Consider the following 15,656-nt stretch of genomic DNA (forward strand, 5'->3'; position numbering starts at 1 on the left):
ATTGTAAACCAGCCCCGGCCCGCTCATGCCGCGTGAAATTGCAAGAATTGTAAATAGGCGCTGGCTGCGTGCCTAGCGCAGTGCTGGCCGCCAGGGCGCGAGCCGGCCGTCCGAAGGCAGTGGCGCCAGCGCCAGCAACTGCATCAGCAGCGGATACACATCGACGTTGTCGATCACCGGCAGCTGCACGCCGCTGCGCAGGGCCGGGCCGGCTGCAATGCACAGCGCTGCCATCTCGGGCGCCGCATTGTCGTAGCCGTGGCGGCCGCCATGGACTTGGGCCGCCTGCTCGGCGCTGAACACGATGCTCCAGCCGGGTTCGGCCAGACAGAGCAGCGGCGGTACGCGCGCATGCCGGCCATATGCCAGCCGGGCCGGAATATCCTGCTTGCGCCAGCACTGCATGTGCGGCCATGGCCTGAGCAGCGCTGCCTCCAGCCGCGCCGTGCGTCCGGCCACGGGATACAGGCCCGCATAGGGTCCGTCCACCACTTTTTCGTAGCTGCCCTTGGGCGCCAGCCGGTCCAGGCGGATTACCCGCCGGGGACTCACGGCGGCCATGCCGTGATCGGCCACCACGACCAGATTTGCCTCCACGCCGCGCTGCTGCAGCCCGGCCAGCAGCCGGCCTATGGCCTGATCGGCCTGCGCCACCGCTGCCGTGGTGAGTTCCGCATCCGGTCCGTAATCATGGCCGGCATGATCCACATGGCTGAAATACAGCGACAGAAAATCCCACTGCTGCTGCGGCTGGTCCAGCCATGACAGCAGCAGATCGACCCGCTGCTCGGGCGTGAGCGTATCGTCGAAGGGCGGCGCCAGCGTGGGCCGCACGCCCTGGATATCGGCCTCGGAGCCGGGCCAGAACAGCGAGGCCGAACGCAGCCCGTGCTGTTCCGCCGTGACCCACACGGGCACACCCTGATCCCACCAGCGCCGGTCCAGCACGGCCAGCTTGTCCTTCAGCTGGAAGCGCCGTTCGGGGATGGCCGGATCGATGATGACATTGCCCACCAGTCCATGATGGTCGGGCCGCAAGCCCGTTACCAGCGTGTAGTGGTTGGGAAAAGTCAGCGAGGGGAAGGATGGCCGCATGGCCTGCACCCTGACCCCGCGCGCCGCCAGCGCATTCAGGTTCGGCGTCACGCCGCGTTCCAGATAGTCGGCGCGGAAGCCGTCGATCGATATCAGGATCAGCGGCGCTGCGGGACGGGCCAGCACGGTCTGCGCCGCCAGCATCAGCAGGAGAGCAAATAGTTTTTTCATAGCCCTCTACCTTAACACGGCGCTGCCGGCAGCGGCCTGGCCTCAGGCCGCAACAGCTGCAGGCAAAAAAAAACGCGCCGGAGTCCGGCGCGTTAGTTCTTCGGCGTCAGAGCGACGCCGCAGCATCAGGCCTTGCGCGCTTTGCGGCGAGCTACCGCGCCTACCAGAGCCAGACCGGCCAGCAGCATGCCATAGGTTTCCGGTTCTGGTACCGGCGCTGCAACCAGCGAAATTTTATCGAGCGAAGTGCCGAGCGAATCGCTGGTACCGGCGGCAGCAAAGCGCAGAGTGCCGCTGGCGCCGTTGCCGATCACATCCAGAGTTTTAACGGTCCAGCTGGTGGCATTGCTGAATACACCCTGGCTAGTACCGTTCCAGAACACTTCCACACCTTGCGAGCTCAGATCCACACCGGCGCGATCCTGGATGGCGAAGCTCAGGGTGTAGTGCTTGCCGGCCGAGGTAGCCACTTGCTGCTCGATAGCGCTGTTGCTATAGGAATCCAGTTCAACAAAATTGCGGCCGTCGTAAGCGCTACCTGCAATATTGTTACGCAGCTCGATGCCGCTGCCGATGTTGGCCCAGCCTGGCAGCGAACCATACACGCTCCAGCTACCGTCAGGAATGCTGGTCGCTTCGAAACTGCCATTGGTAAGCAGCTCGCTCGGGGCTGCATGAGCCTGACCAGCAACCAGAGCAGCGATAACAGCAACGGATTTGAAGATGGTAGCAGCGCGCATTCGATTCCCCTTTGAACTTGTTTATTTGAAATTATTGTTTCCTAATGAATACAACTAGTGTATCCATGACATCATCGCATGTCTAGCAGTTTTTGATAAAAATTAGAAAATATAATTTCCACAAGGAATCATCAGTAAATTACTGCGGCAAAAACAAACGCGCCCCGCAGAAAACTGCGGGGCGCGTTCGGACCGGCGCTAGAGCTTTCGTGTTTACGCCTGAGCAGCTTTGCGGCGGCGCGCTACCACACCCACCATGGCCAGACCGGCCAGCAGCATGGCATAGGTTTCCGGTTCAGGTACAGGAGCGGCAACCAGCGATACCTTGTCGAGCGAGGTACCGTAGGAGTCGCTGGTGCCGACGGCAGCAAATTTCAGCAGGCTGCTACCGGCAATACCTTTTACGTTCAGGGTCACGGTTTTCCAGTTGGTGGAATCGTTGTACACCCCCTGGCTCACACCGTTCCAGAATACTTCGATACCTTCCGATTTCAGTGCCACGCCGGGACGGTTTTCGAAAGCAAAGCTCAGCGTGTAGTTCTTGCCCGCAGCGGTAGTAATGGACTGCTGCATGGCGCTATTGGCGGTGGTGTCCAGTTCGACGAAATACTTGCCGTCGAATGCGCTGCCTGCCACGTTGTTGCGCACTTCGATACCGTGGCCGATACCGCTCCAGCCAGTGATGCTGTTGTAGATATTCCATTGACCACTGGCCAGCGTGGTGTGGCCATCGATCGATTCGAAACTACCGTTATTGATCAGCTCGATGGCAGCGGCATGAGCCTGGCCAGCTACCAGAGCAGCGATCACAGCGAAAGATTTGAAAAAGGTGGCAGCGCGCATCAGATATCCTTAAATGTTGATTAATATCAATTTATGTTTCTTTTAAGATGCACAAATTGTAGTCACCTCAACAGTTCCTGTCTAGCGAAATCTGATGCTCAATTGAAAATATAATTTCCATGAGGTAAATATTTGCCTCCTCTTAGTACAGAAAGCGCTTATCTCGCCACTAAGCGTTGAACTACTGCGACCTCTGCCTTCCGCAGTATGACGGGCGCCCTCGGTCTGACCAAGAGCGCCGCCGCCAAGGGAAGATAGCCGGAATCACGGACGCCCTCCCTGTTGCCGCTTGTGCGGTCTACACGGTCTGGCTTGCCGGCGCGAACAGCCTTCTGCTCTGGCTTCTATCAGACGAAATCTGCTCATACCAGAGACCATCTCGCTTGAAGTAATGCCACAGGTGTTCAGGTACGCTCGGGATAATATCGAGCGGACCGGGACCATACCTGAACAGTTTTCTGTGATCGGGATGCTGGAAAAGCGGCGCGAATAGCTTCAATTTGGCGGCCGTTTCGCCGGTGAAGCCAAAACGCCTGTAGGCGCACAGGGCCAGGATCGCAGGGCCCACCGGATTGTCTAGCGGCTTGTCAGAATTGATTTTAGCCGCATAATTGATCAGCGCCACCGCTTCCTCGTGCGTGGCAACGCGTACCGCTCCCAGCACATCGGAGTAGTTATCGGCGTTAGTCAGTGCGTTCCATACTTTTTCCTTGCGCGCCCGAACGGCATCATTTCTGCCCGTTTCAACATCCGCAATACCGGCCTGTATGCCCCTCACCAGCTCATACTCCGCGAGGTGATCTGCGCTGATAGCATTCTGCCAGAGCGCCACCACCGATCGGATACCTTCTAATATGTTGACGCGCTCGGCCGTGGGCCTGCCATCAGCCGCGGCATTGCCCTCTATTTGCTGTGTTCTGGCGGCATCGACTATCGTCTTCATGTGCTGCAAAAAATCCATACGCGCTTCCGGCAGCATGGCAAACCGTATCGTCTGGGCATCCTCAGCTTTTCTGGCGTACGCCAGTTGCTGCAGCAGTTTCATAAACGCCACGTCTTTCTGCTTGGCCTCGCCATGCAGATAGGCTTCGTAGCGCCCGGCTGCACGCTTGCCCTGCGTAAGTCTGGAACTGAATACGCATTTCAGATGCGTTAGGAGATTGCGCTGTTCTGGCTTGACAAAGCCCAGACGCGCGAAAGTGGCAGGTTCCACGCTGCAGGTCTGCAGCGACGCTTTGCGGCCGCGAGTGGCAGCGACATGTGGGAGATCGGTTTTTTTATCGAACCGGAAGCCGTAGGAAAAGACGAAGTCTGGCAATTTAAGAGTGTTCATGATGTCGGGTAAGGGTCTAAGCAAGTATCTAATGGGATGCCACGCAGACGCAGTCCGCGCATCTACTCGCTATTTCTGTAACCCGAAGACGGCAAAAGTTCAGCTTGCGGCCGCACGATGTGTTGAGGTGCGGCGCAGCGTTTGAGGAGTGCCGCGCGGAACGCAGCAACTGTCCTGCGAACGAACACGGGGGATGCGGGCCGGCACGCTCGGACCGGCGTGAAGTGGGAACAATTCGAAATTTGGCCCTTACATAGCCCAAAAAAAACCGCCCGGCATAGCGGGCGGTGATGGTTTCAGCTGGGCCGGGCTTAGCCGCGCGGCACGCCGCCAAGCAGGAAGGCCAGCTTCTGCTTGGGCTTGGGCGCTGCCGCCGAAGCAGTGCTCAGGGTTGCCGTAGTGGCAGGAGCCGGCGCCTTGGCTGGCTCGTACGGCTTGAGGAACCACGGATCCACTTTTTCTCGGCGCGGTGCGAACGCGCTGCTGCCGCTACGCGGCACGGCACGCTCGCCCATACGGCTGCTGCTGCTGCGCGGTGCCTCATCGCGGCGGCCACGGCGCTCGCCACGTTCTTCGCTTGCATACGCGGGCGCCGGATTGAAGCCGGCCAGATCGCCACGCTTGATGGTCTGCTTGATCAGCTTCTCGATATCGGCCAGCAGGCGCTCGTCCTTGTCCGAATAGATCGACAGCGCATCGCCGGACGCGCCGGCACGGCCGGTACGACCGATACGGTGCACATAGTCTTCCGCGTTATACGGCAGGTCGTAGTTGATCACGCACGGCAGATCGGAAATATCCAGACCGCGGGCCGCCACGTCGGTGGCGACCAGAATATCGATTTCGCCTTTCTTGAAAGCGTCCAGCGCCGCCATCCGTTCCTGCTGGCTCTTGTCGCCGTGAATGGCCACGGCTTTCATGCCTTCCTGTTCCAGTCCGCGCGCCAGACGCGACGCGCCGATCTTGGTATTCGAGAAGATGATCACCTGTTTCAGCTCGCGCTGGCGCAGCAGGTGCACGGTCAGCGCATGCTTCTGGTTCTCGGCCACCTTGTACACCACCTGCGTCACCTTGTCGGCGGTCTGGTTGGTGCGGGCCACTTCGATGGTGACAGGATTGGTCAGGAAGGTGTTGGCCAGCTTCTTGATCTCCGGCGAGAAGGTAGCGGAGAACATCAGGTTCTGGCGCTTGGCCGGCAGCAGGTTGATGATGCGCTGCAAATCAGGCAGGAAGCCCATGTCCAGCATGCGGTCAGCTTCGTCCATCACCAGCATCTGCACCTGATTCAAGGCGATATTCTTCTGTTCGACGTGGTCGAGCAGACGGCCCGGCGTGGCGATGACGATTTCCACGCCATTGCGCAGCACCACGGTCTGCGGCTTCATGTCCATGCCGCCGAACACCACGGTGGAACGCAGCGGGGTATGCTTGGCATAGGCCTGCACGTTTTCCGCTACCTGCACGGCCAGCTCGCGGGTAGGCGTGAGGATCAGGGCGCGTACCGGATGGCGCGCCGGCGAGGTGCTATGGCTGGCGTGGGCCAGCAGCATCTGGATGATGGGCAGCGAGAAGCTGGCAGTCTTGCCGGTACCGGTCTGGGCCGCACCCATCACATCGCGGCCTTGCAGCAGCACGGGGATGGCTTGCGCCTGGATAGGCGTCGGATGTTCGTAGCCCTGCTCGGTCAGCGCGCGCTGGATCAGCGGCGACAGGCCGAAGTCAGAGAAGCGCACGCCGGCCGGCGCTGGCGCGGCAGCCGGTGCGGCGACATCCGTTGCTGCGGCCACGGCCGCGACTTCGCTCACGGCAGCGGCGCCAAGCTCGCTGACAACTTCGACAGAAACGCTTGCTACGCTAAGAACTTCGGCACTAAGGGCGGCAACAGCTTCAACAGCAACTGGCGCGACTTCAACCGGGGTGGCCGCAATTACTGGCTCGGCGGCAACTGGCACGCTGGCTGGCACTGGCTCGGACACGGTCGGGGTGAAATTATCGGTTTCGGACATAATGTGGGTGGCGGCCCTGCGGCGGGCAGCCCAGCTTTCTTCAATTAACAACCTGTTTGCGCGGCCGGCCCGGCGCTACTGGACAACCTGGGAGAGGTGCGGAACCACCGGCGGAGCGGTAATGCGGTGAGCACGATACTATAAGCGCCGTAAACTATACCCTAAATTCCGGCAACTGCGCTAAAAAACCCCAGTTTGTGTTAATTTCATTGCATCAATGGCATGTATAATAGTCATTCTGCTCAGATACCAATCAATGTTTAGCACGGCGCGTGGCTGCTTGCGCCGACCATGGAAAATCAACATGCCTGACCTAGCACCAGCCTTGCGCCGCGTTCTGCGGCTATTTCTTTTTGCCTGTACCGTACTGTGTATCCTGCCCGCCGCCGAGGTGGCTGCCGCCCCCGCCCCTTCCCTGCGCTTCAAGAAACTCGGCCCGCTCGATGGTGACGAACCGTCCATGCTGTCGCTGCTGCAGGACCGCAAAGGCTTTATCTGGATAGGCACGCATACCAATGGCCTGTACCGCTACAACGGCTATCAGGCCGTCAAATACATCAACATCCCCGGCGATGCGCACAGCCTGCCCCATGACCGCGTGTCCGCCATCTACGAAGACCAGCAGGGCACGATCTGGGCCGGTACCCAGAACGGGCTGGCCCGCTTCAATCCCGACACCAACAACTTCACCACTTTCGCGCCCAGCGACAAAGCGCCCAAGAACCACCGCATCATCAAGAACATCATTTCCGATGGCAAGGACGGCATGTGGGTGGGCAGCTGGGGCGGTCTGCAGCACTTCAACCCCGTCAGCGGCAAGTTCACCGTCTACGCCCATGACGACAACGATCCCGACAGCCTGGCCAGCAATGACCTCAATGCGCTGGAACGCGATAGCCGGGGCGGCGTCTGGATCGGCACCTGGCCGGGCGGACTCGATTATCTGGCGCCCGGCAGCAAGCGCTTCCAGCACCATCAGGTCGACCCCAACCCCGTGCCCGATGCGCGCGTCAACATCGTGCGCGCCCTGCAGTTCGACCGCAACGGCGCGCTGTGGATAGGCACGGAATCGGGCGTGATCCGCTGGGACGGCAAGAGCGACTGGAGCACCCGTCAGGCCATCGCCTCGCCCTACAGCCGCATTACCAACTTCAACCTCGACGACAAGGGCACGCTGTGGTGCACCACCCTGTCGGCCGGCCTGCTGCGCTGGAACGACGCCACGGCCAGCTTCGACCAGTTCGTGCATGCCGCCGACGACCCTTACAGCCTGCCCGGCGACAATCTGCGCGCCGTGCTGCAGGACCGCGCCGGCATGCTGTGGATCGCCTCCTTCACGGACGGCATCAGCCTGGCCAATCTGAATAGCGAAGGCTTCACCCGCCACGTGCCGTTCCGCATCGACAGCCGCTCCGGCCCGGCCAGCAATGCCTTGCTGAGTCTGGCGCGGGCGCCGGGCGGACGGGTCTGGCTGGGCGGGAATGTGGGCATGAGCTTGTACGATCCGGCCACCAGCACGGTGATCCGCACCTACCATGCCGACGACAAGACCAAGGGCAAGCTCAGCCACTCCATCATCTACAGCATGTATCAGGATGTGGCGGGCAAGGGCCCCCTGTGGCTGGGCACTTCCAACGGTCTGAACCGGCTCGACACGCCGGACAGCCCGTTTCAGGTCATCCACTTCGGTAATACCGCCAGCGACTACATCAACGCCATTGCCCCCGGCGCCGGCGGCATGCTGTGGCTGGCCACCGGCAATAGCCTGATCCGCTACGACCCCAGAACCGATGCGCGCAAGATCTATTACAACGATCCGAAAGACCCTACCACGCGCGCCGTCAACGGTACCTCGGCCGTACTGGAAGATCGTCAGGGCCGCGTCTGGGCCGGCTCGGAATGGAATGGCGGCGGGCTCGATCTGCTCGATCCGGCCACGGGCAAATTCCGCCACTTCCGCCACAGCAGCAAGGATGCGGCCAGCCTGAGCGACGACAATATCGCCAGCCTGCACGAAGATGCGCAGGGCCGCATCTGGGTGGGCACCAGCAAGGGCCTAGACCTGGTGCAGTTCGGCGCCGATGGCACGGTCAGCTTCAAATCCTACGCCGCCGCCATGCGCGCGCCGAAAATCCTTGCCATCGAGCACGATAGCGAAGGCCGCATCTGGTGTTCCACCATCGCCGGCCTGTACCGGCTCGATCCGGCCAGCGGACAGGTGGCCCGCTTTACCGCCTCCGACGGCCTGACGGAGGGCTTTACCGTCAACTCCTCCACTACCGACGAAAAGGGCGTGCTGTACTTCGGCGGCGTGCACGGCATGACGGCCGTTACGCCGGCCAATGTGCGCACCAGCTCGCGCCCGCCGCAGGTGGCGATTACCGACATCACCGTGTTCAACCACTCGCTGCAGGATGGCAAACCGGGCGAGAACGTCAAGGCCGAGGGCCCCGTCACCGCCCCCACGGCGCTGACCCTGTCGGCCCAGGCGTCGGTGTTCTCGATCGAATTCGCCGCCCTGCACTACACCGAACCGGGCCTGAACCGTTACGCCTACCAGCTCGACGGCTTCGATCAGGACTGGGTGGAAACGGATGCAGCGCACCGCAGCGCCAGCTATACCAACCTCAATCCGGGCCGCTACATCTTCCGCGTCAAAGCTGCCAACCATCTGGGCGTGTGGAATCCGCAACCGGCTACGCTGGAGGTGACGATTACGCCGCCGTTCTGGCAGCGCTGGTGGTTCCGCGGCGGGGTGGTGGTGCTGATCGCCGGCGCCCTGTTCCTGCTGTATCAGATCCGCATCCGCCGCCTGACCCGCCATCAGGCCAAGCTGGAACAGCTGGTGATGGCGCGTACCGCCGAACTGGAAGAATCCAACCGCAAGCTGGCGGCCCTGACCACCACCGACGGTCTGACCGGGGTGAGCAACCGGCGCGGCTTCGATCTGGCGCTGGAAGCGGAATGGCGCCGTGCCGCCCGCACCGGCCAGACGCTGGCCCTGACCATGCTCGATGTGGACTACTTCAAGAAATACAACGACCACTACGGCCACCTGGCCGGCGACAGCGCACTGCGCACCGTGGCCGAACTGATCACCAGCCATGGCCGCCGCACCACCGATCTGGTGGCGCGCTACGGCGGCGAGGAATTCGCCCTGCTGGCCGCGGCCACCGACGCCACCGACGCCTATGGCACGGCACAGGAAATCTGCGCCGAGCTGGCACGCCGCCAGCTGCCGCACGTGGCCTCGCCGTTTGGCGTGATGACCATCAGCATAGGCGTAGCCGCCATGGTGCCGAGCGAGGACAGCACGCCGGACCAGCTGGTGCAGATGGCCGACCGCGCCCTCTACCGCGCCAAGGAAAAGGGCCGTAACATGGCGCTTCTGGCCATGCCACCTGTCTGAGAAAACTATGTCTGAAGCAAACACACCTGTATCACTGCCCGCCGTCCCTGAGCACGATCCGCAACCGGAGGCACCGCAGCCACCGGCACCGGGCGACTGCTGTCACAGCGGCTGCACCTACTGCGTGGAAGATATGTATCAGGGCGAGCTGGATCGCTACCGCGTCGCCCTCAGGGAATGGCAGGAACGCCAGAGCGCCGCGCAGCAGAAGGCTGGTGACGCCCAAGCGTAAGCAGCGGCTGCCGGCGAATTAGCGGCGGCTGGCGGAAAAATCGAACAGCGGCATCAGATCGCCTATCGCCGGACGGTTCAGCGGCACATACGGATCCGCCTTGCCATGTACGGGATTGGGCAGATTGTCGCGGCTGCGTGCCGACAGCGGCGGCAGCGACCAGTTGCGCTCGATGAATTTGGCAATCGACGCGTGGTCGTAATAGGTGTGATCGACTACACCCTTTTTGGCCCACGGCGACACCACGATCAATGGTATCCGCGTGCCGTCGCCGAAGAAGTCGATCGGCTGCACATAGCCTGAATCAAAATAGCCGCCGCCTTCGTCGAAGGTAATCAGGATGGCAGTGTTCTTCCACAGTGCGGGATTAGCTTTAACGCGGTCTATCACACCGGCCACCAGTTCGTCGAAGCTGGTCTCCATGGCATAGCCGGGATGACCGGAAATGCTGTCGTACGGGGCGATGATGGACACTGCAGGGAAGCTCGCTGCATCTTTCACATCGACGTAGAACTGCATCAGATCGACCAGCTTGGCCTTGTCGGCGCCCTGCATGGTGGAACTGAAGAAGGTGGGCGTGTCGCACATGCCGCAGTATTCCTTGTCCACCTTGACGCCGTCGTTGCGGCCGCCGCTATACCACTTCCACGACACCCCGCCCGCCGTCAACGCATCGCCGATATGCGGCATGGTCTGCGGCGGCAGCAGGAATTTGTCCGGCCCCAGTTCCAGCGCCTGCCCCATCGGGCCATAGGCGGGATCAAGGTTGTTGACCATGTAGTAGTGGCCCGGCGCGCAGTTGCCGTCGTTGAAGGCTTTATATGGCAGCGCCGCCAGCAGCTGGCGGATACCGACCACACCGGGCTGGCTCTCGTCGGCACAGGCCACATAGGTGCCGCCACGGTAGCCGTCTTCCGTGTACCAGTTATTGCTACCCGGCTGGGCATCGGGATTTTCGATCAGCTTGGCCGGCGGCGTGGCCGGTTTGCCGTCTTCCAGATACACGCCCACATCGGCGGTGGCCAGCGCAAAGTAATTGGCCGTGGTGCCGCCCATGATGGGCTGGTGATAATTGTCGGCGATGGCGTATTGATCGGCCAGCCGCTTGAACAGTGCCGCATCGCCGCGCGCCATATTGTAGAAGCCCATGGCCACGCCGCCCTGCCCCGTCCTGCCGGGCGCCAGCGGGAAGGGATTGCTGGGACCGGGGCCGGTCTGGTCGCCCACCCAGACAAACAGATCGTTCTTGCCGCCGTTCACCTGCTGCCACATCTGGAAGAAGCGGTGCGTGGGGTCGCCCGTGTGGGCGCCGTAGCCGACGTGGTGGGTGATCTGGAACGGGCCGTTAGGCAAGTCAGCCGGGAAGCGTGCATCGGGCACGTCCTGACGCTGGCCGAAAGCACCGGCCGCCCATGGCTGCGGCAGGGTTGTGTACGCCCCCGTCACCGCAGGGGTAGGCGTGTACGCGCCTTGCGACAGGCCCAGCTTCTGCGCCGCATCGGCGTAGCGTGGGCCTGGCGTGCCGTCGAGATTGACGATCTTCTTCGACAGCAGGTTGGCAACAGTCTGTCCCCTGCGTGGCTGGTAGACCCCGTACAGATTATCGAAGGTCCGGTTCTCGCCGATCAGCACGATGACGTGCTCGATCGGCGTAGTGGCCGCTGCGGCGGCCGTGACGTTCAGCGCACCGCAGACCAGCGCCAGCAGGGGTGCCCGCATTACAGCTTACCGTTCAGCGAGACGAACAGCTGACGTGGAGCACCCGTCAGCATACTTTGCAGAGTATGGCTAGGATCGGTCGCAGTGAAGCCGTTGGTGCCGATAGACCCCAGATACTTCTTGTCGAACAGATTGGTCACATTGGCTTGCAGGGTCAGGTCTTTCAGGCCGCCCATCGCTTTCAGCTTGTAGCCGGCCGACAGGTTGGCCAGCCAGAACGACGGTACGCTGGCATCGTTGGTGTAGGTGTAGTAGCGCTGACCCGTGTACTTGGCGCCGAGGCGGGCGAACCAGCCGGCGTTTTCGTACGAAGCTTCGGTGTTGAACAGCACGCGCGGCGCATCGACCACCTGCTTGCCGCTGACGGCGACCAGATTCTTGCCATCGACGTAATCCGATTTGTATTTCGAATCATTGAAGGTGGCCGAGTTGAACCAGCTCAGTTCACGGTTGATCTTCCAGACAGCGATCGCTTCCGCACCCTTGGTATCGACCTTGCCCACGTTGACCAGCGTCGACGGGCAGCCGACGATACCGGCGCAGGTAGCCACGCTGAGCTGACGGTCGTCGAAGCGGGCGCTGTAGACGGCCAGCGAGCCCTGGACGTCAGCGCGCTTGAAACGGTAGCCCAGATCCAGATTCACCGAGGTTTCCGGCTTCAGTTTGGCCGAGCCGGCATCGAATGCCACCTGGGTCTGCGAGAACGGACCGCTCACGCCCGGCTGGAAGGCACGCATGTTTTTCGAGGCCGAAGCAAACACTTCGTCATCGCGGCTGATGGCATAGTTGACGCCTGCCTGCGGCAGGAAGGATTTCTCCGCGCTCAGCGTGCCGGCAGCACGGCTGCCGACCAGATTGGTGGCATTGATGGCGACATCCATGCCTTTGAAGCCGGCGTTGAATTTCAGCTGGCCGTCCATGGCGCTGAAACTATCCTGCAGGTAGTACTGCGAGGTGGTGGTGATGAAGTTCTGTTTCCAGTCGGTGCGGAACGGCTTGGACAGGAACACCATGGTGTCGGCAGGACCGGTCACGCTGTAGTAGTTGCGGCTGACGGTGTGATTGCTGCGCTCGCCCCACAGACCGAAGTTGACGGTATGGCTGCCCAGTTCCCAGCTCAGATTGCTGGTCACGCCGTCGCGACCGATCGAGTATTCGGTGGTGCGCAGCGAAATCGGATTAGCCGCATCGGTCGGCACATACGGGGTATACCAGTGGCCCTGACCGTCGTTATCGTGGTGGTAGATGGTGCTGTTCAGGTTGACGTGGCTGCCGAAGTTCAGATCCAGCGTCAGGCCGCCGAGGGTATCTTTGCGCAGGCCGCCGGCCGAATAGTAGGCATCATCGAGGCTGTTGACGCCACCCGTGAACTGGCCCTTGGCCGCATTCACGGCACGCTGCCAGTCGCCTTCGTAGTTATCCCACTGATAGCCCAGACGCTGCACCATTTCCGGCGACACGTCCTGATAGTCGACTTCGCGGCGGTCCGAGTAGTTGAGGAAGCCGGTCAGCTTGTTTTCGCCGAAGTTGAAAACGAACTTGGAGTTCAGCTGATCCTGATTCTGCCCACCGGCGCCCTTGGTTTTATCGGTGCGCTGGCGGGTGCCGCTCAGATAGGCTTTGGCCACGCCGTTCAGCAGGCCGGTATCGACGCGGGCAAAGGTGCGCGAGGTGGAGTCGCTGCCGAAGGTCTGGGCGAAGGTCAGGCCCAGTTCATCGCTCGGCATCTGCGAGAAGAACTGCACGGTGCCGCCCAGGTTGCTGGTGGAAGCGGTGGCCAGTGCACCGGCGCCTTGCGACACGGTGACGCTGCCAATATTTTCCGACGAAATCGCACGGCTGATGTGCAGGCCGTTGTTGTTACCGTAGCTCATATCTCCGAGCGGCACGCCGTCCAGCGTGAAGCCCAGCTGGTTCTGGTTGAAGCCGCGCACGCTGAAGCGGGTCGACCATTCGTAGGCGCCGAAAGGATCGGCCGACTGGAAGTTCACACCCGGCAGTTTCTCCAGCACTTTCAATGGGCTGGTGCCCGGCAGCGCTTCGGCCAGATCGGTCTTGTTAATGTTCTGCACCTGACGCGACTGGCCGCGGCCAGTGATCTCTACCGTCTGGATAGGGCCAACCACGGCACCAGCCAGATTGCTGTCCGCAGCGGCATCGGCTGCGTCGGCAGGGTTTGCCGCCAGAGCAGCGTGGCAGGCCAGCGCCTGCAGAACCAGCAGGCACAGAGGTTTCAATGGGAAGCGCTGTTGCATGATTTTTTCTTTCTTGTGAGTGAATGTAGAAGCGGTGCAAACTAACTCGCAAGATTGTAGAAACAGCATGTGACGCGTCTATGACGCAGCCATGACAACTTTATGACAAGATTTCTTCACCTCGGTTAGTATGCAGAACCGAGTTCCACTCCGAGACGCATATGCCTCAGCCCACGCCACCCAGCTTCGGCACGCCGCCGCCAAGCCGTTCTGCCAGTCGCCCTGCCAGCAAAGACAGCAGCTGGCTGGGTAAGCTCGGCCCCGGCCTGATCACCGGCGCGGCCGACGACGATCCCAGCGGCATCGCCACCTATTCGCAGGCGGGTGCCCAGTTCGGCCTGCAGATGCTGTGGACCGTGATCCTGACCCTGCCGCTGATGGTGGGCATCCAGGCCATCAGCGCCAACATCGGCCGCGTCAGCGGCGCCGGGCTGGCCACCAATATGCGGCGCCATCTGCCACGCCCGCTGCTGTACGCCATCGTCAGCCTGCTGCTCGTGGCCAACACCATCAATATCGCCGCCGACATTGCCGCCATGGGCCAGGCGGTCAGCCTGCTGACAGGCGGCGGCAGCCACTGGTACGCAGCTGCAGCCGGGCTGCTGTCGCTGCTGCTGCAAGTGCTGCTGCCCTACCACCGCTATGTGAATGTGCTCAAGTGGCTGACCCTGGCCCTGTTTGCCTACGTGCTCACGGCCATCAGCCTGCACCTGCCATGGCTGCAGGTGCTCAAGGCCATCGTCTGGCCTGAGCTGTCATGGCAGCCAGCCTATATCACCACCGTAGTGGCCGTATTCGGCACCACCATCAGTCCCTATCTGTTTTTCTGGCAGGCCTCGCAGGAAGTGGAAGACCTGCGCGCCGACCCGCTGGCCCACGCGCTCAAGCACGATGCCGGGCAGGCGGGCCCCCAGCTCATGCGCATCAAGATCGACACCGTGGTCGGCATGGGCTTTTCCAATCTGGTGGCGCTGTGCATCATGCTGACCACTGCTGTCACGCTGGGCGCGCACGGCATCACCGACATCGCTTCTTCGGCGCAGGCGGCGCAGGCCCTGCGCCCCATCGCCGGCGACTTCGCCTTCGCCCTGTTCAGTCTCGGCATCATCGGCACCGGCCTGCTGGCCGTGCCCGTGCTGGCCGGTTCGGCCGCCTACGCCATGGCCGGCGCCATGCACTGGCGCGGCAGTCTGGAACTGCAGTATGGCAGCGCGCGCAAGTTCTACGGCATCATAGGCGCCGCCACGCTGATCGGCACGGCGCTCTGCTTCACCAGCATCGATCCCATCCGCGCGCTGTACTGGAGCGCCGTGCTGAACGGTGTGATCTCGGTGCCCATCATGGTAGTGCTGATGCTGCTGGCACGCCGCCCTGCCGTAATGGGCGCGCTGGTGATTTCGCGCCGTTTGACGCTACTGGGCTGGCTGTGCACGGGCGTGATGGCGCTGGCGGTGGCCGCCATGCTGGTGACGATGGTTTTATAATGGCCGCAACAGAGACAGGGAGCAGCCCATGCGAGCGACACTCCGGCTAGCGCTATTGCTGCTGGCCAGCGCGGCCAGCCTGGACGTACAGGCTTACGAACGTCCGTTTCCGGCCCATGCCGTGCGCGGCAAAATGACGCCGGCCTATTTCCCCGAAGTGCTGATCGATGGCAAAGTACGCCAGCTGGCACCGTCGGCGCGCATCTTCAATCAGGACAATCTGATCGAGCTGCCCGCAGCGATACGCGGCAGTGATCTGGTGGTCAATTACACCGTCGATAGCTGGGGCAATATCGACCGCATCTGGATACTCACGGCTGAGGAAGCGGCGCAAAAACCGGCAGCGGCCGGCAACGGCCGCTGAAACCC

11 protein-coding genes are annotated in these 15,656 nt (G+C 61.9%); 4 read left to right on the plus strand and 7 right to left on the minus strand.

Features of this window, described 5'->3' with window-relative positions:
* Nucleotides 1–72 precede the first annotated feature (72 nt).
* From GTP27_RS05140 to GTP27_RS05160, 5 genes are all read right to left on the minus strand, one after another.
* On the minus strand, nucleotides 73–1,266 hold the full coding sequence (locus tag GTP27_RS05140) for an alkaline phosphatase family protein (protein ID WP_161038083.1): 1,194 nt from the start codon (nucleotides 1,264–1,266) through the stop codon (nucleotides 73–75).
* Nucleotides 1,267–1,391: 125 nt separating this feature from the next.
* On the minus strand, nucleotides 1,392–2,006 hold the full coding sequence (locus GTP27_RS05145; protein WP_161038084.1) for an FxDxF family PEP-CTERM protein: 615 nt from the start codon (nucleotides 2,004–2,006) through the stop codon (nucleotides 1,392–1,394).
* Between the two features lie 213 nt (nucleotides 2,007–2,219).
* Nucleotides 2,220–2,849 carry an FxDxF family PEP-CTERM protein gene (locus GTP27_RS05150; protein ID WP_161038085.1) on the minus strand — a complete coding sequence of 210 codons (630 nt, stop codon included), beginning with the start codon at nucleotides 2,847–2,849 and terminating at the stop codon, nucleotides 2,220–2,222.
* A 298-nt stretch (nucleotides 2,850–3,147) separates the two neighbouring features.
* Complete coding sequence (locus GTP27_RS05155) at nucleotides 3,148–4,182, minus strand: hypothetical protein (RefSeq protein ID WP_161038086.1); 1,035 nt, start codon at nucleotides 4,180–4,182, stop codon at nucleotides 3,148–3,150.
* Nucleotides 4,183–4,493: 311 nt separating this feature from the next.
* A complete protein-coding gene (locus GTP27_RS05160; protein WP_229633392.1) occupies nucleotides 4,494–6,188 on the minus strand; it encodes a DEAD/DEAH box helicase in 1,695 nt (564 codons plus the stop codon).
* Nucleotides 6,189–6,492: 304 nt separating this feature from the next.
* Between GTP27_RS05160 and GTP27_RS05165 the strand changes: the two genes are divergently transcribed.
* Together GTP27_RS05165 and GTP27_RS05170 are read left to right on the plus strand one after the other, a co-directional pair.
* Nucleotides 6,493–9,597 (plus strand): diguanylate cyclase, encoded by a 3,105-nt coding sequence (locus tag GTP27_RS05165; protein WP_161038087.1) that lies wholly within the window; start codon nucleotides 6,493–6,495, stop codon nucleotides 9,595–9,597.
* 7 nt (nucleotides 9,598–9,604) lie between these two features.
* Nucleotides 9,605–9,829: an oxidoreductase-like domain-containing protein gene (locus tag GTP27_RS05170; protein WP_161038088.1), complete on the plus strand. Its 225-nt coding sequence runs from the start codon at nucleotides 9,605–9,607 to the stop codon at nucleotides 9,827–9,829.
* Nucleotides 9,830–9,847: 18 nt separating this feature from the next.
* Here GTP27_RS05170 and GTP27_RS05175 read toward each other — a convergent pair whose 3' ends face one another.
* A complete protein-coding gene (locus GTP27_RS05175) occupies nucleotides 9,848–11,548 on the minus strand; it encodes an alkaline phosphatase family protein (RefSeq protein WP_161038089.1) in 1,701 nt (566 codons plus the stop codon).
* The gene (locus GTP27_RS05180; protein WP_161038090.1) at nucleotides 11,548–13,803 is read right to left on the minus strand and encodes a TonB-dependent receptor; all 2,256 of its coding nucleotides are present in this window, start codon (nucleotides 13,801–13,803) and stop codon (nucleotides 11,548–11,550) included. Before GTP27_RS05180 ends, GTP27_RS05175 begins: the two co-directional genes overlap by 1 nt.
* Before the next feature lie 161 nt (nucleotides 13,804–13,964).
* Here GTP27_RS05180 and GTP27_RS05185 point away from each other — a divergent pair, with 161 nt between their 5' ends.
* Both GTP27_RS05185 and GTP27_RS05190 read left to right on the plus strand, forming a co-directional pair.
* A complete protein-coding gene (locus tag GTP27_RS05185; RefSeq protein WP_161038091.1) occupies nucleotides 13,965–15,287 on the plus strand; it encodes an NRAMP family divalent metal transporter in 1,323 nt (440 codons plus the stop codon).
* A 28-nt stretch (nucleotides 15,288–15,315) separates the two neighbouring features.
* Nucleotides 15,316–15,651 (plus strand): hypothetical protein, encoded by a 336-nt coding sequence (locus GTP27_RS05190; RefSeq protein ID WP_202416553.1) that lies wholly within the window; start codon nucleotides 15,316–15,318, stop codon nucleotides 15,649–15,651.
* Nucleotides 15,652–15,656: the final 5 nt, after the last annotated feature.

Origin of the sequence: Duganella qianjiadongensis (genome assembly GCF_009857915.1) — a bacterium.
In the GTDB taxonomy this organism is placed as follows: domain Bacteria; phylum Pseudomonadota; class Gammaproteobacteria; order Burkholderiales; family Burkholderiaceae_D; genus Rugamonas; species Rugamonas qianjiadongensis.

Excerpts from the sequence above, each read along its gene's own strand:
- GTP27_RS05155 (WP_161038086.1), bottom strand. The coding sequence starts at position 4,182 with ATGAACACTCTTAAATTGCCAGACTTCGTCTTTTCCTACGGCTTCCGG.
- GTP27_RS05185 (WP_161038091.1), top strand. The coding sequence starts at position 13,965 with ATGCCTCAGCCCACGCCACCCAGCTTCGGCACGCCGCCGCCAAGCCGT.
- GTP27_RS05170 (WP_161038088.1), top strand. The coding sequence starts at position 9,605 with ATGTCTGAAGCAAACACACCTGTATCACTGCCCGCCGTCCCTGAGCAC.
- GTP27_RS05175 (WP_161038089.1), bottom strand. The coding sequence starts at position 11,548 with ATGCGGGCACCCCTGCTGGCGCTGGTCTGCGGTGCGCTGAACGTCACG.
- GTP27_RS05180 (WP_161038090.1), bottom strand. The coding sequence starts at position 13,803 with ATGCAACAGCGCTTCCCATTGAAACCTCTGTGCCTGCTGGTTCTGCAG.
- GTP27_RS05140 (WP_161038083.1), bottom strand. The coding sequence starts at position 1,266 with ATGAAAAAACTATTTGCTCTCCTGCTGATGCTGGCGGCGCAGACCGTG.
- GTP27_RS05165 (WP_161038087.1), top strand. The coding sequence starts at position 6,493 with ATGCCTGACCTAGCACCAGCCTTGCGCCGCGTTCTGCGGCTATTTCTT.
- GTP27_RS05190 (WP_202416553.1), top strand. The coding sequence starts at position 15,316 with ATGCGAGCGACACTCCGGCTAGCGCTATTGCTGCTGGCCAGCGCGGCC.
- GTP27_RS05145 (WP_161038084.1), bottom strand. The coding sequence starts at position 2,006 with ATGCGCGCTGCTACCATCTTCAAATCCGTTGCTGTTATCGCTGCTCTG.
- GTP27_RS05160 (WP_229633392.1), bottom strand. The coding sequence starts at position 6,188 with ATGTCCGAAACCGATAATTTCACCCCGACCGTGTCCGAGCCAGTGCCA.
- GTP27_RS05150 (WP_161038085.1), bottom strand. The coding sequence starts at position 2,849 with ATGCGCGCTGCCACCTTTTTCAAATCTTTCGCTGTGATCGCTGCTCTG.